Here is an 18584-nt window from a genome sequence, read left to right on the forward strand (position 1 = left end):
TTAGGGCTTAGGGGGACAACAAGATGGAACAGCTGCTGCTGCATCTGCGCAATCTGGGCTTCACGGAGATGGAGTCCAAAATCATGGTCGAGCTTGCGACTAAAGGTCAGGCTTCTGGCTATGAGGTTGCCAAACAGCTCGGAGTTTCAAGATCAAATGTGTATGCGGCGCTTCAGCGCCTAACACAGCAGGGATATGTACGATGTGGTGAAGGAGAGCCTGCGCGGTATAGTGTTCTCAATCCAGAGGAGCTGGCGACGATGATCTCGGGAAGAGTTCAAGCTTCGCTGGCTTATATGGAAAGTGAGATGCCTCGCGGGGGGCCTGTTAGTCCTTCTTTTTATAATGTAGAGGGCGACCGCAATGTAATGGGGGCGCTGATTCGCCAGCTTAACATGGCAGAGCAGGAGATTGTAGTGGATATGTGGCGCGAGGAAGCGTCGCTTCTGCGGAGCGAACTTGAACAGGCCGAACTGCGTGGCGTTAGGCTTTTATGGGCTTTTGACGGTGGCAATGCTGCTGCTGCCTCTTACCCGGTATGGCCGTCATTCGGAAAAGATTCGCAGCGGGCGGATGGACGGAAGTTCTCATTTGTGATCGACCGGAGCTGGTGTATGCTGGGGATGCGTTATGATGATGGATCCGCACAAGCAGTGGTAACAGAGCACCCGGTGTTAGTGGAGCTGTTGTTGAATCATTTTACACAGGAAATGGTCTTATTCGAGCTGGAGCAGGATATGGGCGCAGAATTAGTAGAGCGTTATGGAGAACGTTACAGCAAAATTCATAGTAAATATGTTATGTATGATCAAGGCGATGATGGGGAAGAACAGGCGCAGTAGTTATTATCATAGGGAGGTGAGAAGCATGGAATGTATCGTTCATTTTGAAGTGGTGCACAATGATGGTCCTAAGAAATTGCGTGGACTATTGTTTCTGGATAAGGGAGCATCTCCTGGAGAAGCAGAACTGGTCGAAATGTTTAAGGATATGAATTTTAACGTGAGACTGGAAGACCGCGAGAAATTGATTTTTAAACCGGTAAATCCGGGAGATTTCTTGGAGATTCGAATTACGGGTTATGATAACGGTCAGGAAAAGAGCAAGGATGATCATAATTTAAAATCGATCGTTGGAAATTTATTGCCTCAGAAGCCGACAGGCCTGTAATGTGGGGAGAATGGATTCAATGATGGGAGAAGGAGGAGCACTATGGAGCTGTTGAGACAAAAGGTATTGAAAGAAGGTATTGTACTCGGGCAAGGAGTGCTCAAGGTGGATTCTTTTCTGAATCATCAGATGGACCCCTTCCTGATGCGCGAGGTTGGCCGTGAGTTTATCCGCCGGTTCGCTGGCGAAGAAATTACGAAGGTGCTGACTATAGAATCCTCGGGAATCGCTCCGGGGATTATGACAGCATTAGAGCTGGAGGTTCCGTTGATTTTTGCCCGTAAGCAGAAATCGCTGACGCTGACAGAAGACATTTACGTGGAGAAGGTATACTCCTTCACGAAGAAAGAAACGAATGAAATTACCGTTTCGAAGAAATTCATTGCTCCCGGAGAACGGGTGCTGATTGTTGATGATTTCTTGGCGAATGGTGAAGCCGCCTTCGGACTTGCCCGTATTGTTGAGCAGGCGGGCGGAAGTGTGGTTGGAATTGGCATTGTGATCGAAAAAGCGTTTCAGCCAGGGAATCGGTTGCTGCAGGAAGCGGGATATCGCGTAGAGTCACTTGTGCGTATTGCTTCACTGGAGGACGGAAGAGTCACTTTCGTGGAAGACGAGGAAGAGCATCTTGTTTGAGGCTTTTGGAATGCATTCTCAAACAAAAGCTATAGGATATACAAAACAGCAAGTGAACTGGTAATGAACCAGTCGCTTGCTGTTTTTTGTGTGTATGGTGTGCACGGGTCAGGTTACCCGTTGCTGCCGCATGCCGCTGCAGTGTCGACGGGCAGCTGTACGCTGTCCGCCGCCAGCGGCGAGAGCACCCGCAGCGCCCCCGGCTCGCAGCGAACGGCCAGCGGCCCTTTGCCGAGGCTCTCGCCGTCGCCGATCGCAGGCCGGGCCTCGGCAAAGCCTACGGCTACGCTACGTCCGCGCAGCATAGACACGAAGGGCAACGCCACATGCTTGCCCTTCAGTACCGTAGGGAACAGCCGCAGCAGCTGCCCGCGGCTGCACCCGTGCACGACGCAGACGTCGAGCTGGCCGTCATCGGCCTTTGCCTGCGGGCAGATCAAAAGCCCGCCGCCGTAGCTGGGCAGGTTGCAGATCGAGACCAGCCATGCCTTCTCGAAGGCGTGCTCCGTACCGTCGCAGACTACGCTTACCCGGCAGGGCTTGAACGTCATCAGCGTATGCAATATGCCGATGATATACGCCAGCTGGCCTGCTCCAATGGCATTGCACAGCCGTTTGTAACGGCTGGCATTCACATTCTCGGCCACTTGAGCATCAAAGCCATTGGCAACGGCTGTTACGGTCAGTCCGTTTGCTCCTGAAAGCAGGTCTGCTTCGATATACCGCTCGCTAAGGGCAGCCTCCAGCGCGGCTTCTATTGAAAGTGGAATGCCAAACCCCCGGGCGGTGTCGTTGCCGGAGCCGGCAGGAATCACGCCCATGGGGATATCTCTGCCGCAAAGTGCACCCAAAATGCTATGGAGCGTGCCGTCACCACCGATTACAATCACGGCTTTCCAATCCTCGCGATGCTTTAGTGTATTTAAAACAAGGGCTTCTGCACCCTCTACGCTGTGCGTAAACAAGGACATGAAAGGCAGCGAACGCTCCTTCATGAGCGCCTCTACAGTATGCCAGGTCCGGCCGCCTGCTCCCCCGCCGGAACGCGGGTTTATGATAAATAGATACATATGATTTCCTCCAGCCTGTAGAATTCCATTGATGCCCTTTCTACATTGTAAGGAGTGGATGGGCAAAAGGGAATACTTTTCAGCGATCAGAGGGGCTGCCTTTTGGGGGATTACAGATGGCGAATCTGACTTTCTGCGATATCACCTGCCCAAGGGAGTTTATACCACCTGCCACTTAAGGCATGGTAGATCATTAACAGCCACACCCCAAAGCTGCAAAGAGAGACGAGGGCACTCATCAAGGGACCGAGGAATGGGACCAATCCGGTTAGTACGTGGAGGATCATCAGCACCCCGAAGGTAATCAGTGATTGCAGCGAATGGAACAGCACAAAACGGCTGCGTTTCTCCAATGCGAGAAAGACGACGCCGCCGAGAAAAGGGAAAAAGTAACACAACGCGCCCGCTATATTATCGGGCAATCCGGTGGATGATTTAAAAGGGGACAATGGGCTCACTCTCCTTCTGCTTGGAGAAGAAGGGGCTTGATTGTTCGAATCCTTCTTCCTTACAAGCCTATGACTTGTCAGGAAAAAGTATGTTTAGCTCATTGAAGGGAGAACATACTTTTCAAGCAGCCTGCGAGGGTTCTTCCAGTTGTTTGTCTTGCTCTCTGCTGTAAAGACCACTACAGCATCCAGATTGGGGAAGAGCAGAATCTGCTGCCCGCCATGCCCGTGGGCGAGCTTGTAGGGCTGCCCGCTCATCGTACCGATCCAAAACTGATATCCGTAATCACCAAACGCTGGATATCCCTTAGTTTGAGCGGTAAGTGCATCCTGCAACCAATGCTCTGGGATGATTTGCTGCTCTGCAAACACTCCATTATTCAGCAGGCAAATTCCGAATTTAGCCATATCCCGAGAGGTTAAGTACAAGCCGATATGGCCCATGCTATGTCCTTCGGGACTAGGTAACCAAGCGGTATTAGCCATTCGGAGTGGAGTAAATAAATGCTGTGCTGCATAGGAAAATGCATCAAGACCTGTAGATTCACTAATCATCATCGAGATTAGATGTGAGTCGATGCTTCGATATTGGAACTGGCCGACATGTTCTGGAATAATGTTCAAGCTAAGGCCAAAGGAACCCCAGCGGCGGCTGCGATGGAGGTTCCGGACGAGAGGTTCACCGAGCTTCTTCCCTGTGATCCAGCTAAAGCCGGAAGTCATGGTAAGAAGATGACGGAGTGTGATTTTTGAGAGATGTGGGGAGTGAAGGTATGGAATATGCTTGTGAAGTACCTCAGATACAGAAATATGGAGATCAGGCATCTCGCCACGGTCGATAGCGATTCCCGTAAGGACACTGACAAAACTTTTGGTAGCAGAACGGAGATCATTTAATGCTCCAGCATGATGGTCGTTATAATAACGTTCGAAGATAAGGTTGCCATGGCGCACAATAAGTATGCTATGCATCTTGGGATATTCTTTTAGGATAGCTTGATGGGCTTGTTCAAGACCCTCCCGGCGTGTAGCTGTGTCCTCTGGCGTTGCGGTAGTCATTACGGGAATTACAGGCTGGGCCATAACGATCTCCTTCTCATTTGTTGATAAATGCAGTTTCACTTGCTGTATTGGTTATTGTATTTTAACCAGTTTGGAGACATATGACTTACGAAGAGAGTTGTAAAAAAATAATATTTTCCAAATAGTACATTTTACAAGGAAAGGTGGAAGTTAATCCGGAATATGATACAATATAACGATAAGGCCCGAAAGGAGTGATTCAGTAAGTGGCTCTTCGGGTAATAAAAGTGTCAAGGAGCTATCGTTCATCAGGCGTCCTTACTCTCAGCCCAAATCACGACGAACCTGCTTCACCGGCAAGGCGGTGTTTCAAAGGCTAGTCATAGCTTTAGATTCCACGTTTTGACGGATAGTGCAAGCCACGTATGTGTAATGGATACTTCACTTGCATTCGAGGTTACGGCGTACTTTTCATCATGCATTCTCTACAACGGAGCATTCATTTTCAATGTTTTGGGAGGGAACTGATCATGGCAAGTAAAGGTCATAACGAAGTCAAGGAAAGTCTACGGGAAATGACACGCATTTTCCGGCCCAAAGATCCCAAGAAATTCGTAAAGGAGTACGTCCGAAAGTATCGGATTACAGGAGGCTATGAAGAGGAACTGACCATGGTCGTGGAACACGAGTTGGTACGGATGAATTCATCCGTCTCCTAGCTAACAGATACGTTTGTCACTTGCTTAACTTTAGACATCATTTTGAGTAATAACATCCACGAGGATTCTTATAAACCGTGCCCGAGCAACTTTTGTTGCTGGAATCGGTTTTTTTTGTATGCCCATTTACGAATAAGGAAAAGTCTTCCTCATAGAATAGTCAAATGAATTAATAGACACATTTTAAAGTGTATGCGCTTTCTTTATTATTTTTTATTTGTTTGCGTTTTCATAAAATGCCATCAAATCCAGATGGGACAAGGGTTTATTGTGTCGAAAATTACAATGTGAACTAGTTGTGAACGATTGACAAAACTTTCCCTTAAACTTATATTAATAGTGATTGTTATAATTGACAGAAAAAAACAGGAATCTACGAAATCGGGAAAAGCGGGGTAGATCAATGATGAAAACGTGGCAGGCTGTAAAGCGACTCCTTCCCATGACCGCTATGTTTGGACTCTTTCTTGCCGGGTGCGGTCGTGAGGACTTGTCAGTACTCAGACCACAGGGACCTGCAGCAGACAGATCTTACGGATTAATGGAGCTGTCGATCAGCATTATGATCGTGGTGCTGCTGATTGTCTTTACGATTGCAGCTTATGTACTGATCCGCTTCCGCAGAAGACCGGGTCAGAATGAAATCCCTGAGCAGGTTGAGGGCAGCATTAAACTTGAGATTCTCTGGACAGTTATTCCGCTTATCCTTGTTGTAGTACTGGCCGTGCCAACGGTGAAAGCAGTGTTTGCCGCTGGAGATGATCATTCCAATGACAAGAATGCGATCAAGGTTAAAGTAACCGGCCACCAATACTGGTGGGAGTTTGAGTATACCGATTATAAGGTAACTACAGCACAGGATCTGATTATTCCGGTGGGCAAAGATATCGCCTTTGAACTGGAAACTAAAGATGTGCTGCACTCCTTCTGGGTCCCTTCTCTTTCCGGTAAAATCGATACCAACCCAGCTGGAACGATTAACCGCTTTAGCTTTAGTGCGCCTAATGAAGGCGTTTACCGTGGGAAATGTGCGGAGCTATGTGGGCCTTCTCATGGATTGATGGAATTTAAGGTGAAATCAGTTAGTGAACAGGAATTTCAGAAGTGGATTGATTCGATGAAAGCGCCTGTCGCTGTGCTGCCGGAGGATCCTGCTTTAGCTGAGAAGTTCAAAGCGGCATGTCTGACTTGCCACGCTGTAGGCGATCAAGGGATTAATAATGCGCCGAACTTGACCGGAATTAGTTCTCGGGAGTCGATTGCTGGAATTCTGCTCAACGACGACACGAGGGAAGATGGTGCGCCGATTGAAGAGAATCTCAAAACCTGGCTGCACGACCCGCAATCCGTAAAACCAGGCAATCTGATGCCTAACCCCAAAGATCTGGGCCTGAGTGATGCTGAGATTGATGGCATTGCAGAGTATCTGGCCAACTATAAGCTGGACTAATGCCTTAGCCTAAAGGCGGGCGGAACTTTCGAAAAGGGGGGACGAACTTTGGCTCAAGCAGCGCATACCTTGAATTCATCCAAGCCTCTGGGGCACGGCCACAGTGTGAAGCGCCATACAGGACTTATGGATTGGCTAACAACCGTCGATCACAAAAAAATCGCGATTTTGTACCTATGGGCCGGAGGATTATTTTTTGGCATCGGGGGAATTGAAGCGCTTCTGATTCGCTGGCAGCTCATCAAGCCGATGAATAACTTTTTGGATGCACAAACGTTTAATGAACTCATAACCATGCATGGTACGACGATGATCTTCCTCGGCGTCATGCCAGTCATCTTCGCACTCATGAATGCCGTCATTCCGCTACAGATCGGTGCACGTGACGTAGCCTTTCCTTTTCTAAATGCACTTGGTTTCTGGACCTTCCTGTTCGGCGGGATTCTACTGAATCTTAGCTGGGTTATGGGTGGCGCTCCTGACGCCGGGTGGACCGCCTACACCCCACTATCTACGAGTACATACAGCACTACACACGGTGTAGACTTCTATACGATCGGCTTACAAATTGCCGGATTAGGGACCCTCATCGGGGGGATTAACTTTCTAGCCACGATCATTACGATGCGTGCACCGGGAATGACCTATATGCGGATGCCGATGTTCGCCTGGACCACATTTATCACTTCCGCCATTATTTTGTTTGCTTTTCCAGCAATAACAGTAGGTTTAGTACTGTTGACATTCGACCGGATTCTCGGAGCCAATTTCTTCGAAGTTGGAGCCGGAGGAAGTCCAGTGCTATGGCAGCATATCTTCTGGATATTTGGTCATCCGGAAGTTTACATTCTCATTCTGCCTGCCTTCGGGATTATTTCCGAGGTCATCCCAACCTTTTCGCGTAAAAGACTGTTCGGATATAGCTCCATGGTGTTTGCAACCATCTTGATCGCCTTTTTAGGCTTCATGGTCTGGGCTCACCACATGTTCACAACTGGACTTGGACCTGTAGCTAACGCGTTGTTCTCCGTATCAACGATGTTAATTGCGGTTCCTACCGGGATTAAAATTTTTAACTGGTTGTTCACGATGTGGGGCGGGCAAGTACGTTTCACAACCCCTAACCTGTTCGCTGTTGGATTTATTCCTACCTTCACTATGGGGGGAGTAACTGGAGTGATGCTGGCGTCCGCACCTGCTGACTTTCAGTTCCATGATACGTATTTTGTCGTAGCGCATTTCCACTATGTTATTGTTGGTGGCTTGGTGCTTGGCCTGTTCGCAGGTCTGCACTACTGGTGGCCGAAGATGTTCGGACGGATGCTGAGTGAGAAGCTGGGCAAGTGGACTTTCTGGACGTTTATCATCGGATTCCATCTGACCTTCTTTGTACAGCATTTCCTTGGGCTTATGGGGATGCAGCGCCGCGTATTTACTTATTTACCTAATCAGCAATTTGATTTCCTGAATCTAGTCAGTACCATCGGTGCAGGACTTATGGGTGTCGGTATGATTATTTTCTTGGTGAACATCTTCCTGACTTCCAGAAAACCAGCGGATGCAAGCAATGATCCGTGGGAGGATGGACGTACATTGGAATGGACCATTCCTTCACCGCCGCCAGAATATAACTTCAAGCAAACACCTCTTATTCGGGGGATTGATGCCTTCTGGAAAGAAAAAGTAGCAGGGAATAAAGGCATGACACCAGCAGAGCCGGTGGGCTCAATTCATATGCCGTCGGCAACGATTTTACCGTTTACGATGTCTATCGGAATTTTTATCGCTGGGCTTGGCTTTATGTTTAGCCGTGATGAATTCGGCAATGCTTTTATGAGCTTCCTGTTTAATAATTATATCGTTACAGCCATCGGTCTTATTATTACATTTGGATCCATGCTGATGCGTTCGCTGTATGATGATCACGGATGGCATATTGAACCTGAAGAGCTGGAAGGAAGTGAGCGGACATGACAACGGCACATGCAGAAGCTTCTAAGGATACCTTTCCGCACGAGCCGGAAAAAGCTACGCTCGAAGGACGCAACAAGGTTCTTGCCTTTTGGTTGTTTCTAGGCGGCGAAGCGGTATTGTTCGGCACGTTGTTCGCTACTTTCCTCGCACTGCGTAATCAGACGAATGAGGGGCCTTCGGCGAATGAACTGTTTCACCTGCCGCTTGTAGCCGCTGCAACATTCATCCTGCTGGTAAGCAGTCTGACGAGTGTATTCGCTATTCAAGCGATGCACAGAAATCGGCCGGCACTGCTACGGAATTGGCTTTTAGTGACTGTAGTCTTAGGTTTAGGTTTCCTGGTTTTGGAGATCTATGAGTTTACTCAATATGTAAGACACGAAGAATTCGGAATGACCACAAGTGCATTCAGCTCGGCATTCTACACACTGGTAGGATTTCATGGTGCGCACGTAGCCTTCGGGATCGCTTGGATCTCCATCTTGATCGGGCAGCTCGCCCGCAAGGGGTTAACGGTAATTACTGCACCAAAAGTGTATGTGTCAGCCATGTACTGGCATTTTATCGATGTGGTATGGGTCTTCATCTTTACGGTTGTATACCTACTCGGAAAGGTGGGCTAGGCACTATGACGACGGATCAGCATATGCCAGATAGCGGCGGGTATAAGCAACGTCATCGGCATGAAGGACCACAGAAACATATTGTTGTCTTTATTTTCTCCATTGTCTTAACATTGATTGCTTTCGCCGCTGTTGCGGCTGGGGGAGTAAATGCAACCTTTGCGATTATTTTGCTGCTGGTAATGGCTGTTCTTCAGGTGATTGTACAGATGGGCTTCTGGATGCACCTAAAAGATAAAGGGCATCTTCTGCCGATTCTCTTCATGCTGGGCGGCTTCTTTATCGCTGGGACCTGTATTGTTATGTCGCTGTATTGGGTTTGGTGGAACTAACGGACAATAATGAAAGAGGTGGGCTGCGATGCCCCCTCTTTTTGATGTTTAGATATAAGAATTCCTGCGCTAGGAGGTTGGGATTATGCTGGGATTAGAATACTTTAGCTTTGCTGAACTATGGAGTCCGCTTTTTCTAGCGGTAATGCTGCTGCTGACAGCAGGTTATTTTGTGTGGATTGGTCCGATTGCTGGGCGTTATGCCGATTCAGTTACGGTGCCATTTTGGCGTAGAGCGTTATTTGTCTGTGGGATGCTTGCCCTTTATCTGGCACAAGGAGGACCCATTAGCCTCTTAGGGCATATGATGTTTTCCTTCCACATGGTCAGTATGGCCTTGTCTTACCTGGTAGCGGTGCCGCTGATTATGCTTGGAATTCCAGATTTTATCTGGCGCAGGATACTAAAGGTGAATCCGCTTCGGCGGTTATCTTTTTTAGCTCATCCGGTAGTAGCTGCTCTATTGTTTAACGGACTTTTTTCCTTGTACCATATTCCTGTTATTCATGATTATGTGATGCTGCATTTTACTGTTCATCGTATTTATTACATTGTTTTGTTCCTGACCTCTGCTTTAATGTGGTGGACACTGATTAATCCGCTGCCGGAACATCGTATGGCGAGTGGGCTTGGGAAGATTGGGTTTATTTTTCTGAACATGGTATTGCTGACGCCAGCTTGCGGGCTGATTATATTTGCCGATCATCCGCTCTACGCCACTTACAGTGATCCAGAGACTTGGGCGCGTGCTATGGGCTATTGTATCTCGGGTGACCCCTCTGTTTTACTTCAGAATTTTGGAGGTCCTGCATTCTTTGAAGTGATGTCGCCGAAGGTGGATCAACAGGTGGGAGGCATCGCGATGAAGTTCATTCAGGAATTTATTTTTGCCTCTATGCTTGCTTATGTGTTCTATCATTGGTATAAAAAAGAGAACGGACAAGACGACGATGAATTGTCGACGCCATCCTCAACACTTCAGGAGAGCAACTTGAACCGTGCATAACTGGTAGACTGCCGAGGGGGAGAATCATGGATATTTTCACAGTGTTCCCGACTATTAGTACGTCATTCATCGTGCTCAGCGCGGTGCTGGTGGCTATAGGTTGGTGGCTCATTATCAAGGGCAAACGCGAGGCGCATAAGAAAACGATGATTGCTGCCGCTATCGCTGCGCTGCTGTTTTTTATTGTTTACGTATCGAGAACGTTGTTTGTGGGGAATACCTCATGGGGCGGTCCGGATGAACTGAAGACGATTTATCAAGTGTTTCTGATCTTCCATATCGTCCTGGCAACCGTAGCTGCGGTATTCGGACTTACTACGTTAACTCTTGGTTTCAAGGCGAAGTATTCCAAGCACCGTAAGTGGGGCAGAGTGACATCGATAATTTGGTTTATCACAGCGATTACAGGCGTTATGGTGTACGTGCTGTTGTATGTTTTGTATCCAGGTGGACACACCAAGCCGGTGTGGGAAGTTATTTTGGGAGCGTAAAATAAGTGCTTGAATAGAGCACAGAGTTTAGTGCGTTGAGCGAATGAACAGCACTAGAGTAGCAGAGTCGTAAATAGTTATGAAATAAGCCTATATATCTGCATGTTCCTGAGTAGGGATTGCGGGTGATGGGCTTATTTTCGTTTGTGGATTTTCGGGGATCTGTCCTGAAATTGAATGAAGTTAGCTCGAAAAAGACGTAATCAGGGAAAACCTCCCTGAAAATGAACGAAATTAGCTAAAAAAGGCCATAATTAGGGAAATCCTCCCTAAAATTGAATGGAATTAACCCAATAACAGAGTAATAGCTGAATTTTTAGGGAGGAATTCCCTAAAAGCTCGTAATCTAAGCTCTATTTGGCTGATTTTAGGGAGTTTTTCCCTAATGTTTCTATTCCGTCCGGCAGTCGCCCATATCCCACACCTGAAACTGCACTAGCAGCCGAAACGGTATCCCGCACCCGAAACCGCACCATCCGCCATACCCGCATCACACAATCGGAACTGCACCATCCGCCGCGCCCGCATCACACAATCGGAACTGCACCATTCGCCGCACACGCATCATACCCCCGAATCAGCACCACAGCCGCACCAGCACCCTAACCCGAACCAGTATCTGCTCCGCCACCCGCCTCTCTCAACGCACATCACACCAACACGTTGCATAGAAGCAGAGAGTGAGCTCTTACTACTTCATTTCCTGAAATGAATTATCTAATAAACTCAATTATCCCAGTTACATTCGCCCCGTAGCATTCTGCCTCAATTCCCCCTCATTGTAGTTAATCTCAATTAATAAGCGTTACCTAACGTCTGAGAGTGTCTTCATAAGCTTGAAGTATGAGGTTGCCCAAACCTCCTATTTCTTTTGAATAATTTCCAGTTACAGGATTGACAATAAAAAACCAAGGTCATATACTGTGTATATAGATATATACAGTAAGCACAGGGATATGAACACCTGCTTCTGCTAGACGCTGAAGACATTGTAAAGCGAGGTTAGCATTGATGAGAACATTAAAAGATTCATGGTTTATGTTGCGCTCTGATTTTCGCGGAGACAAATTAAAAATATTAGGGACCCTCGTAATAACAGTTGTTTTTATGAGTTATCTTGGTGGACTGACTAGCCTGATAGCAAATGATGTACTAGGTGAGCAGGATCGGACGATGCTAGCGGATTTCTTATTTCTCTCCTTTATCCCCTTATTGGGATTAACATTCTCTCGCCGCTCCATGAAATATTGGAGTGAAGACTCTTACACAAAAATGTTGGTTTACTTACGGACTTTACCGATTCCAGCTGCAGTAATATTATCGCGGAGGAAACTTCAGGGTGTGGGCTCCTTTACACTAAATGGTACGTTATTCTTCGGTATTATTTACTTGTTAGGAGAGAATTTCCGGACAGAACTGGCGGTTCCTTCGTATATAGCTTTTGCGATTACTTGGCTCGGCTTCGGATTCATGGTCTCGGGTCTATATATTTTTATTGAATATCTTTTTAGCGGCAAAGCTTATCTATGGCTAACATTGCTTATCGTAGTTTTATCGTGGGCAACATCGTTCTTAGTTACACTGGGCGGAGGCAGTTTGTTCTTATACAGTATCTCCTATTCAAAGGAGTGGGGGTTGTTATCTCCGATCATGTGGGGGTCACTTCTGCTGGGGACAATATCTGTGCAATTATTCTCTAAATGGACTATACATCGGCTGAAAAGTCGCAATCTCGTATAAAAAATCGGAAATGGCAAGGACTGCGCTCTAGCACGCTAGAGTGGAAGGCGAGGTGTAAATAATGTGGATACCGGTACAAATCAACGAAAATAGTGCAGAGCCCCTCTATCATCAAATAGAGACTCAGCTTAGATCATTAATCATTAGCGGAGTCATTACAGAAGGTACGCTGCTGCCCTCAATTCGTGAGTTCGCAGGAGATCTGAAATGCAGTGTAATTACCGTGCGGCGGGTATATCAGGATCTGGAGAACGAAGGTTTGCTGCGAACGCGACAAGGAACAGGTACCTTTGTATCCCATGTAGGTGACGGAGCAATGGAAGAATATAAACGGGAAACGGTTGGCAAAGCACTTGAAAGTGCAGTGGATATCGGCCGATCGGTACATTGCAGCAAGGATGAACTTGAACAGATTTTTATGGAGATTGTAGAACGCAAGTATAGAGAAAAGGATTGAGAGGGGGGCGCTTACTCATATGGTACAGATGGCTATAGAATTGCGGAATGTACTTAAACGGCGGCGAAACAAGACGATAGGGCCGCTGACCCTGAATATGCCTAAAGGATATATTACAGCTTTGGTAGGTCAGAATGGTTCCGGCAAAAGCACACTGCTGAATCTGCTGATGCAGCTGACTAATCCAGAGGAAGGCGAGATATATTGGTTTGAGAACAGGTATGATAGCGGGTTGTCTCTGGAGCTTCGCCAGACCATTGCCTATGTTCCTGAAACGTCAATTACTGAGGAGAACCACTGGAATGCAGAGGAGGCAGCTCGATTTCGGAAGTATTGGTATCCAAATTGGGACGATCAATATTTTCAGGAGCTGATGGATCGCTTGGAGGTTCCGTATCATATGAGACTTTCGAAGATGTCTAAAGGGGAGCGTCGGAAATTCGAAATTGCTGCAGCACTTGCGGCGCGGCCAAGTCTGCTGCTATTGGATGAACCTTCATCAGGTCTTGATCCTTTTGCCTGGAAGATTATGATCGAGACACTTCGTAAATATATGGATGAGAACAACGCAACGATCATCATCTCCACACACATTGTGGATGAGGTGCGGCGGCTGGCGGATTATATCGTCCTTATGCATCGGGGAGAACTGCTGGGCATGGCTGAAAAAGACAGTCTGTTCGGTGCTTGGACCGAGGTTTGGGTGAATGCTGCGGATGAAGAGGAGCTTGCGGAGTTATCGGCTGAGTTGCCAGGAGGCTTGCACTTTACAATGGATACACCGGGTGTAGCTTCTTTTATCATAGAACAATTTTCTGAAAACGAGAAACGCATTCATAACTTGGGCGTAAAGGTTATCAAGAGCCGCAGTTTGGAACTGGACGAAATATTAAGTTTATGGACACAGGGTCATCGTCCTATTCTAATTGACCACAAGAGAGGGGACTAGAGAAATGGAAGCCTTAAAGCTGGAAAGTGTAGTTAAGCAATATGGAGAAAAAACCGCAGTAAACGGAATTAACCTAACTGTAGGTAAAGGGGAAATTTACGGATTACTGGGGGCGAACGGCGCGGGAAAAACAACCACGATGCGTATGGTACTCGGCCTAATCTACCCTGATGAGGGCAAAATTTTGTATAACGGGAAGCCTTTCAACAGTGAACTGCAGCAACTTATGGGTTATCTGCCCGAAGAACGCGGGCTATATCCTAAGGTGAAGATCAGCGATCAAATCGTTTACTTAGCCCGCCTGCGTGGGATGTCAGCTAGTGATGCAGATAAGAGCTTGCGCTATTGGCTGGATCGATTTGAGGTTCCGGATTATTACAATAAAAAGATAGAAGAGCTTTCCAAAGGAAATCAGCAAAAAATGGGCTTTATCGCCGCTGTCGTTCATAAACCGCAGATTCTGATTCTAGATGAAGCTTTCAGCGGGCTGGACCCAGTAAACGTGGAGCTGCTGAAAGATACGGTCAAAGAATTGCGTGATTCGGGAACAAGTATCCTTTTCTCTACGCACCGGATGGAGCATGTAGAAGAGCTGTGCCGTAACATTACGATTCTCGATCGTTCCAATACGGTCGTTCAAGGGGATATCCGCACGATCAAGAATGGCTACCCGCGGGAAGAAGTATTGCTGCGTACAGCTAATGAGGTAAAAGGTCTGGAGTCCATCGCAGGCGTTACAGCAGTGAAACGGCTGGAGCGTGGGTATCTGTTATCGATCAGTGAGATCGGTGCAGCACAGCGTATTTTACAGCAGGCGATAGCACAGGGTGAAGTGGAGCATTTTGAAATCAAGGAACCTACGTTAAACCAAATCTTTATCAGAGCGGTGGGTGAATCTAATGAATAAGATGGGGACAATTATCGGCTTTACCTTTAAAAATAAAGTTAGAACGAAATCATTTATGATTACTACTTTGATTCTAGTATTATTGCTCAGCATAGGGATGAATCTTCCCTATATCATCGATCAGTTTAAGGGTGATTCGGCCAAAAGTGAAGTTACTCAAATTGCTGTGATTGCTGAAGAGGGAAATCAGGTTGCAGAATTGCTGAAGGCTTATACTGCGCCAGAGGGCATGCCACAGGCTAAGATAGTACAATATGCTTCTGCGGATGATGCCGAGTTAAAGAAAGCATTAGATGAAGAGACAGTAGAAGGTTATGTTACTTTTGCAGAACCTACTGGTGAAGGGCTTCCACCCGTTACTTATCACAGTAATGATGGGGAACTAAACGGAGATGTTCAAGTTTATCTTCAAAATGCACTTCAGCAAGCAAACACACAATTCATCGTTGGCGACAAGCTGACCTCTGAACAGATTGCTGCAATGTCAACACCAGTGCAGATTACTACACAACAGCTTAAGGCAGGCGGTGGCAGTGAAAGCTCTCAGGAGGACACTCCGGCCATTAACTACATTATCGTATATGCCATGCTTATGTTGTTCTTTATGTCCATTATGATGACAGGCAACATGATTGCCGCTGAGATAACCTCTGAGAAAAGCTCGCGGATTATGGAGATTCTCATTACAAGTGCCTCACCTTTAGCGCAAATGTTCGGTAAAGTTATCGGTGTTTTCCTAGTAGGAATATTGCAAATTGGGATCTTTGTCGCAGCGATCGTCGTCAATTTGACGCTCCCGCATAATGCGACTGTATTGGCTGATTTTGATCTCGATTTAGGCCAGCTCAATATTAACTTGCTGCTCTATGGATTTGTCTTGTACGTATTAGGTTACTTCCTCTATGCCTTGATGTATGCGGCTGTAGGTTCGATTGTCAGCCGTACGGAGGATCTCGGTCAGGCGGTAATGCCAATCATGATGTTAGGCTTCGTAGCGTTCTATGTTCCACTGTTCAGTATCTCCAATGCAGATACTCTAGTGGTTAAGATAGCGAGTTATGTACCTTTCACTTCACCATTGACGATGCTGCTCCGAATTGGTGTCGGTGAGGTGGCGATCTGGCAAGTCATTGTATCGCTGCTGATCCTGCTTGTGACTACCTTCATCTTCGGATGGCTGGCAGCCAAGATCTATCGTACCGGCGTACTGATGTACGGCAAACGCCCAAGTATTAAAGAAATCAGAAAAGCAATGAAAGCATACAAGATCTAAGAAGGCCCCATATAACTTTTAAGGAGTGCTAATGATGTCTACAAGCGAACAATATACCATTATGCTTTTAATGAGTTCGGTATCACTGGCTTCGGTTAGTAGAATGCTTCCGGATGGCTCCACTTTTATGGATTTCGTTCAAGGCGTATTGACCGGTGTTGCTATAGTGGGGATGTTGGCAGGATTGTGGATGTACAGTAAGGCGCGTAAGAGTAAGGCACAATAGTAGGTACTGAATTTTCGGGGGGGATCCTAACAGCCATTTATGGTTGCTGGGATATCCCCGTTTTTGCGTTGGCAATCTCTTTGTATACGAGCTGATATAGCTAACGGACCCAGCAACACTTAAATGCAACAATCATCGAGATTTGGCAAGATATCGGACACAATAGTCGCTATTGGCATGAAAAACGGTGAATTAGTAGCTCTTTTAACCAAATAGTTGCACTGGAGTCCGATACTATGCTCAAAAGGCGATAAACGTGCAAATAATGTCATCTGGGTCCGTAAGCCTTGCCTTGGTGGAAGATGATTAGGGCCTGCTTGAAGACGATCCGAGACGCTCATCGCTCGGGATTTCTACTGGAGTCCGAACGCCGGCCAAATTTGAGGAAAAGCTTCAATTAAAGGCTCCTGAGTCCGTTAGATGCTTCATGCGCTTAAAGATCGTCTGAATTCTAGTCAGTGACTAAATTATAGAAAGATTTGCGCTCGTTCGTATATCCGCTTGGTCGGTCATCTGCTCCCGTACAGCTCTAAGCTGTGCTTTCAGTGCAGGAACACTTTTTTGCAGAATAATGCTTATTTGAGAAAGAGGCAGCTTTAAGCCGTACCACAATACCTTCACAAGCTGTTCCTCCCAAGGTAATCCCTTAGCCGATAGAAGAGAGCGCCGGGCAAAAGAATCAGCACACTGGCGAATACAAGTGCGGTAAGCGTGGATAGAGAATAACTGAGGGTCGAAGTTATCCTGACGATATATTTTATGAAGCTCTGTGAAGGTGCGGATAGTAACCTTGTCTGCCTCATTAGATTGTTCTAATAACATGGAACTGAGTACGTAGACTTCATTAGTATACTTTTGAACACACTCTGCAAATTTAGCACTGTAGGTGGACACGGGAGGTAAGGGGTCAGGCATGGTGAACACGATCCTTTCAGAATGAGAGATTTGCTTGAATCTATAATATAGAAAAGTAAGAGATGGATTTATTGATAAGATCGGCGGTGTCTGGTTCCGGGCAACTGTGTTTCTGCTGGGAGGCAGTGGAAAAAGCTTTGGAAGGTTTGTAGTAGAGCCGTTCACTTCTGGAATTGCTCCCCCCAGCTGCAACACTGTACAGACGCCCTTGCTGAATATGCCCAGCCAAGGATTTACCCTGGAGCTTGGCCTTTAAATCCTGCAAAGCACCCTGAACTAGCTCAAGCTTAACCTGCTCCCAATCTGAACCTTCGCGGCGGACCTTATCCAGCGCTTCCTCAAGACGGCAATGACAGATAGCCCGTAAAAAAGAACTCCATTTAATGAGATCGAAATTTTTGGTGTTGGCAGAGATTAGACAAGCCCCCCAACTGCAACCTCCCTTACAGGTGAGCTTCAGAATACCATAACGGCAGCCTTCAGCCCCTTCCATTCCATAGTGAATAGGCTCGGGTTCATCCAATACAAATACTTCAATGCGGGATAGTCTGCGCTGGTCCATAGTAGGGTTCCTCCTTAGATTTCCAAAAGCTTTAAGTCTACCTGATGAGTGACACTAGCCTTTTCTACACAGGCGAGCATTTCCATTTTATTCTCACAGACTGCGGTATGCTCTAGCCATAGTCGGAACTTCTCTTTCCGTATAACAGATAGATGTAAGGGAAAGGTGCTGCGGGATCTCAAGACATACCAACCGGCGCTTACATCTTTCCAAGGCTCCTTGAAGGCTGTAAACCACGGGAGTTTTTGATGCGATGACCAATCCTGCTGCTGTTGTTGTTCTCGAATTTTTTTATATATTTCATATACAATCTTAGAGTCTAAACAGTCTTTACAAGAAGAAGGTGTACTGAATTGGCGAAGGGCTTGGATCTGGTTCTGGCCAAATGCATAACCTACAATGTACCTGTGATTATTTTCTTCGAACCACAAGGCCCCGAAACAAACGTAATTTAGACTTATCGGCTCAAGCAGCCCTTGATGTATCCCTAAATAATAGTGCTTCAAAACATTCACCCCATCCAGCGTGCTATCACCTAATAGGCTCAGGTAACGCAAAAACCGCAGCAAGAGGAGGACCTCTGCTGCGGTTTTGGATTACAGGCAGATATAC

The 18584-nt window shown here is 46.8% G+C and carries 22 protein-coding genes; 16 read left to right on the plus strand and 6 right to left on the minus strand.

The features are described 5' to 3' along the window. The first annotated feature begins 23 nt into the window (after positions 1-23). From NSQ66_RS02495 to NSQ66_RS02505, 3 genes are read left to right on the plus strand one after another with little or no spacing between them, the layout of a single operon-like run. Entirely contained in the window at positions 24-842 is an 819-nt protein-coding gene (locus NSQ66_RS02495) for a TrmB family transcriptional regulator (RefSeq protein ID WP_036682516.1), read from the plus strand. Between the two features lie 25 nt (positions 843-867). Beyond that, positions 868-1170 (plus strand): hypothetical protein, encoded by a 303-nt coding sequence (locus NSQ66_RS02500; protein WP_038568522.1) that lies wholly within the window; start codon positions 868-870, stop codon positions 1168-1170. Positions 1171-1212: 42 nt separating this feature from the next. Then, positions 1213-1806 (plus strand): xanthine phosphoribosyltransferase, encoded by a 594-nt coding sequence (locus NSQ66_RS02505; protein ID WP_036682513.1) that lies wholly within the window; start codon positions 1213-1215, stop codon positions 1804-1806. A gap of 113 nt (positions 1807-1919) precedes the next feature. Here the strand turns inward: NSQ66_RS02505 and NSQ66_RS02510 are convergent, their stop codons facing one another. The 3 genes from NSQ66_RS02510 to NSQ66_RS02520 form a co-directional block, all read right to left on the minus strand. After that, positions 1920-2876, minus strand: coding sequence for a diacylglycerol kinase family protein (locus tag NSQ66_RS02510; protein WP_051491243.1), 957 nt, complete (start codon positions 2874-2876; stop codon positions 1920-1922). A 110-nt stretch (positions 2877-2986) separates the two neighbouring features. Beyond that, positions 2987-3325, minus strand: coding sequence for a membrane protein (locus tag NSQ66_RS02515; RefSeq protein ID WP_036682511.1), 339 nt, complete (start codon positions 3323-3325; stop codon positions 2987-2989). A 93-nt stretch (positions 3326-3418) separates the two neighbouring features. Beyond that, complete coding sequence (locus tag NSQ66_RS02520; RefSeq protein ID WP_339279544.1) at positions 3419-4447, minus strand: serine hydrolase; 1029 nt, start codon at positions 4445-4447, stop codon at positions 3419-3421. A gap of 431 nt (positions 4448-4878) precedes the next feature. Here NSQ66_RS02520 and NSQ66_RS02525 point away from each other — a divergent pair, with 431 nt between their 5' ends. The 13 genes from NSQ66_RS02525 to NSQ66_RS02585 all read left to right on the plus strand — a co-directional run bounded on the left by NSQ66_RS02525 (position 4879) and on the right by NSQ66_RS02585 (position 16495). After that, positions 4879-5067 carry a hypothetical protein gene (locus NSQ66_RS02525; protein ID WP_019913840.1) on the plus strand — a complete coding sequence of 63 codons (189 nt, stop codon included), beginning with the start codon at positions 4879-4881 and terminating at the stop codon, positions 5065-5067. 403 nt (positions 5068-5470) lie between these two features. Continuing rightward, positions 5471-6517: a cytochrome c oxidase subunit II gene (gene coxB / locus NSQ66_RS02530; protein WP_036682508.1), complete on the plus strand. Its 1047-nt coding sequence runs from the start codon at positions 5471-5473 to the stop codon at positions 6515-6517. Positions 6518-6643: 126 nt separating this feature from the next. Next, positions 6644-8491, plus strand: a complete 1848-nt coding sequence (gene ctaD, locus NSQ66_RS02535) for a cytochrome c oxidase subunit I (protein WP_051491246.1) — start codon at positions 6644-6646, stop codon at positions 8489-8491. Then, positions 8488-9114, plus strand: a complete 627-nt coding sequence (locus tag NSQ66_RS02540; protein ID WP_036682507.1) for a cytochrome (ubi)quinol oxidase subunit III — start codon at positions 8488-8490, stop codon at positions 9112-9114. Before ctaD ends, NSQ66_RS02540 begins: the two co-directional genes overlap by 4 nt. A 5-nt stretch (positions 9115-9119) precedes the next feature. Beyond that, entirely contained in the window at positions 9120-9446 is a 327-nt protein-coding gene (locus NSQ66_RS02545) for a cytochrome C oxidase subunit IV family protein (protein ID WP_036682505.1), read from the plus strand. A gap of 85 nt (positions 9447-9531) precedes the next feature. Continuing rightward, a complete protein-coding gene (gene ctaG, locus NSQ66_RS02550; protein ID WP_036682504.1) occupies positions 9532-10452 on the plus strand; it encodes a cytochrome c oxidase assembly factor CtaG in 921 nt (306 codons plus the stop codon). A 26-nt stretch (positions 10453-10478) separates the two neighbouring features. Beyond that, complete coding sequence (locus tag NSQ66_RS02555) at positions 10479-10943, plus strand: DUF420 domain-containing protein (protein WP_036682502.1); 465 nt, start codon at positions 10479-10481, stop codon at positions 10941-10943. Between the two features lie 1011 nt (positions 10944-11954). Next, complete coding sequence (locus NSQ66_RS02560; RefSeq protein ID WP_051490929.1) at positions 11955-12683, plus strand: hypothetical protein; 729 nt, start codon at positions 11955-11957, stop codon at positions 12681-12683. A 61-nt stretch (positions 12684-12744) separates the two neighbouring features. Then, a complete protein-coding gene (locus NSQ66_RS02565) occupies positions 12745-13140 on the plus strand; it encodes a GntR family transcriptional regulator (protein ID WP_036676688.1) in 396 nt (131 codons plus the stop codon). A 19-nt stretch (positions 13141-13159) separates the two neighbouring features. Beyond that, positions 13160-14089 carry an ABC transporter ATP-binding protein gene (locus tag NSQ66_RS02570; RefSeq protein WP_036676691.1) on the plus strand — a complete coding sequence of 310 codons (930 nt, stop codon included), beginning with the start codon at positions 13160-13162 and terminating at the stop codon, positions 14087-14089. A 4-nt stretch (positions 14090-14093) separates the two neighbouring features. Then, positions 14094-14996 carry an ATP-binding cassette domain-containing protein gene (locus NSQ66_RS02575; RefSeq protein WP_036676693.1) on the plus strand — a complete coding sequence of 301 codons (903 nt, stop codon included), beginning with the start codon at positions 14094-14096 and terminating at the stop codon, positions 14994-14996. Beyond that, positions 14989-16269: an ABC transporter permease gene (locus NSQ66_RS02580; RefSeq protein WP_076141852.1), complete on the plus strand. Its 1281-nt coding sequence runs from the start codon at positions 14989-14991 to the stop codon at positions 16267-16269. Before NSQ66_RS02575 ends, NSQ66_RS02580 begins: the two co-directional genes overlap by 8 nt. Positions 16270-16300: 31 nt before the next feature. Further along, positions 16301-16495 (plus strand): hypothetical protein, encoded by a 195-nt coding sequence (locus NSQ66_RS02585; protein WP_143761263.1) that lies wholly within the window; start codon positions 16301-16303, stop codon positions 16493-16495. Between the two features lie 462 nt (positions 16496-16957). Here NSQ66_RS02585 and NSQ66_RS02590 read toward each other — a convergent pair whose 3' ends face one another. The 3 genes from NSQ66_RS02590 to NSQ66_RS02600 are packed head-to-tail and all read right to left on the minus strand — an operon-like array spanning position 16958 to position 18541. Beyond that, on the minus strand, positions 16958-17410 hold the full coding sequence (locus NSQ66_RS02590) for a hypothetical protein (RefSeq protein ID WP_038568543.1): 453 nt from the start codon (positions 17408-17410) through the stop codon (positions 16958-16960). A gap of 40 nt (positions 17411-17450) precedes the next feature. Further along, positions 17451-17972 (minus strand): hypothetical protein, encoded by a 522-nt coding sequence (locus NSQ66_RS02595; RefSeq protein ID WP_052096743.1) that lies wholly within the window; start codon positions 17970-17972, stop codon positions 17451-17453. A gap of 14 nt (positions 17973-17986) precedes the next feature. Then, on the minus strand, positions 17987-18541 hold the full coding sequence (locus NSQ66_RS02600) for a hypothetical protein (protein ID WP_076141853.1): 555 nt from the start codon (positions 18539-18541) through the stop codon (positions 17987-17989). Positions 18542-18584: the final 43 nt, after the last annotated feature.

Source organism: Paenibacillus sp. FSL H3-0329, from assembly GCF_037963285.1.
Classification (GTDB): Bacteria; Bacillota; Bacilli; order Paenibacillales; family Paenibacillaceae; genus Paenibacillus_AQ; species Paenibacillus_AQ odorifer.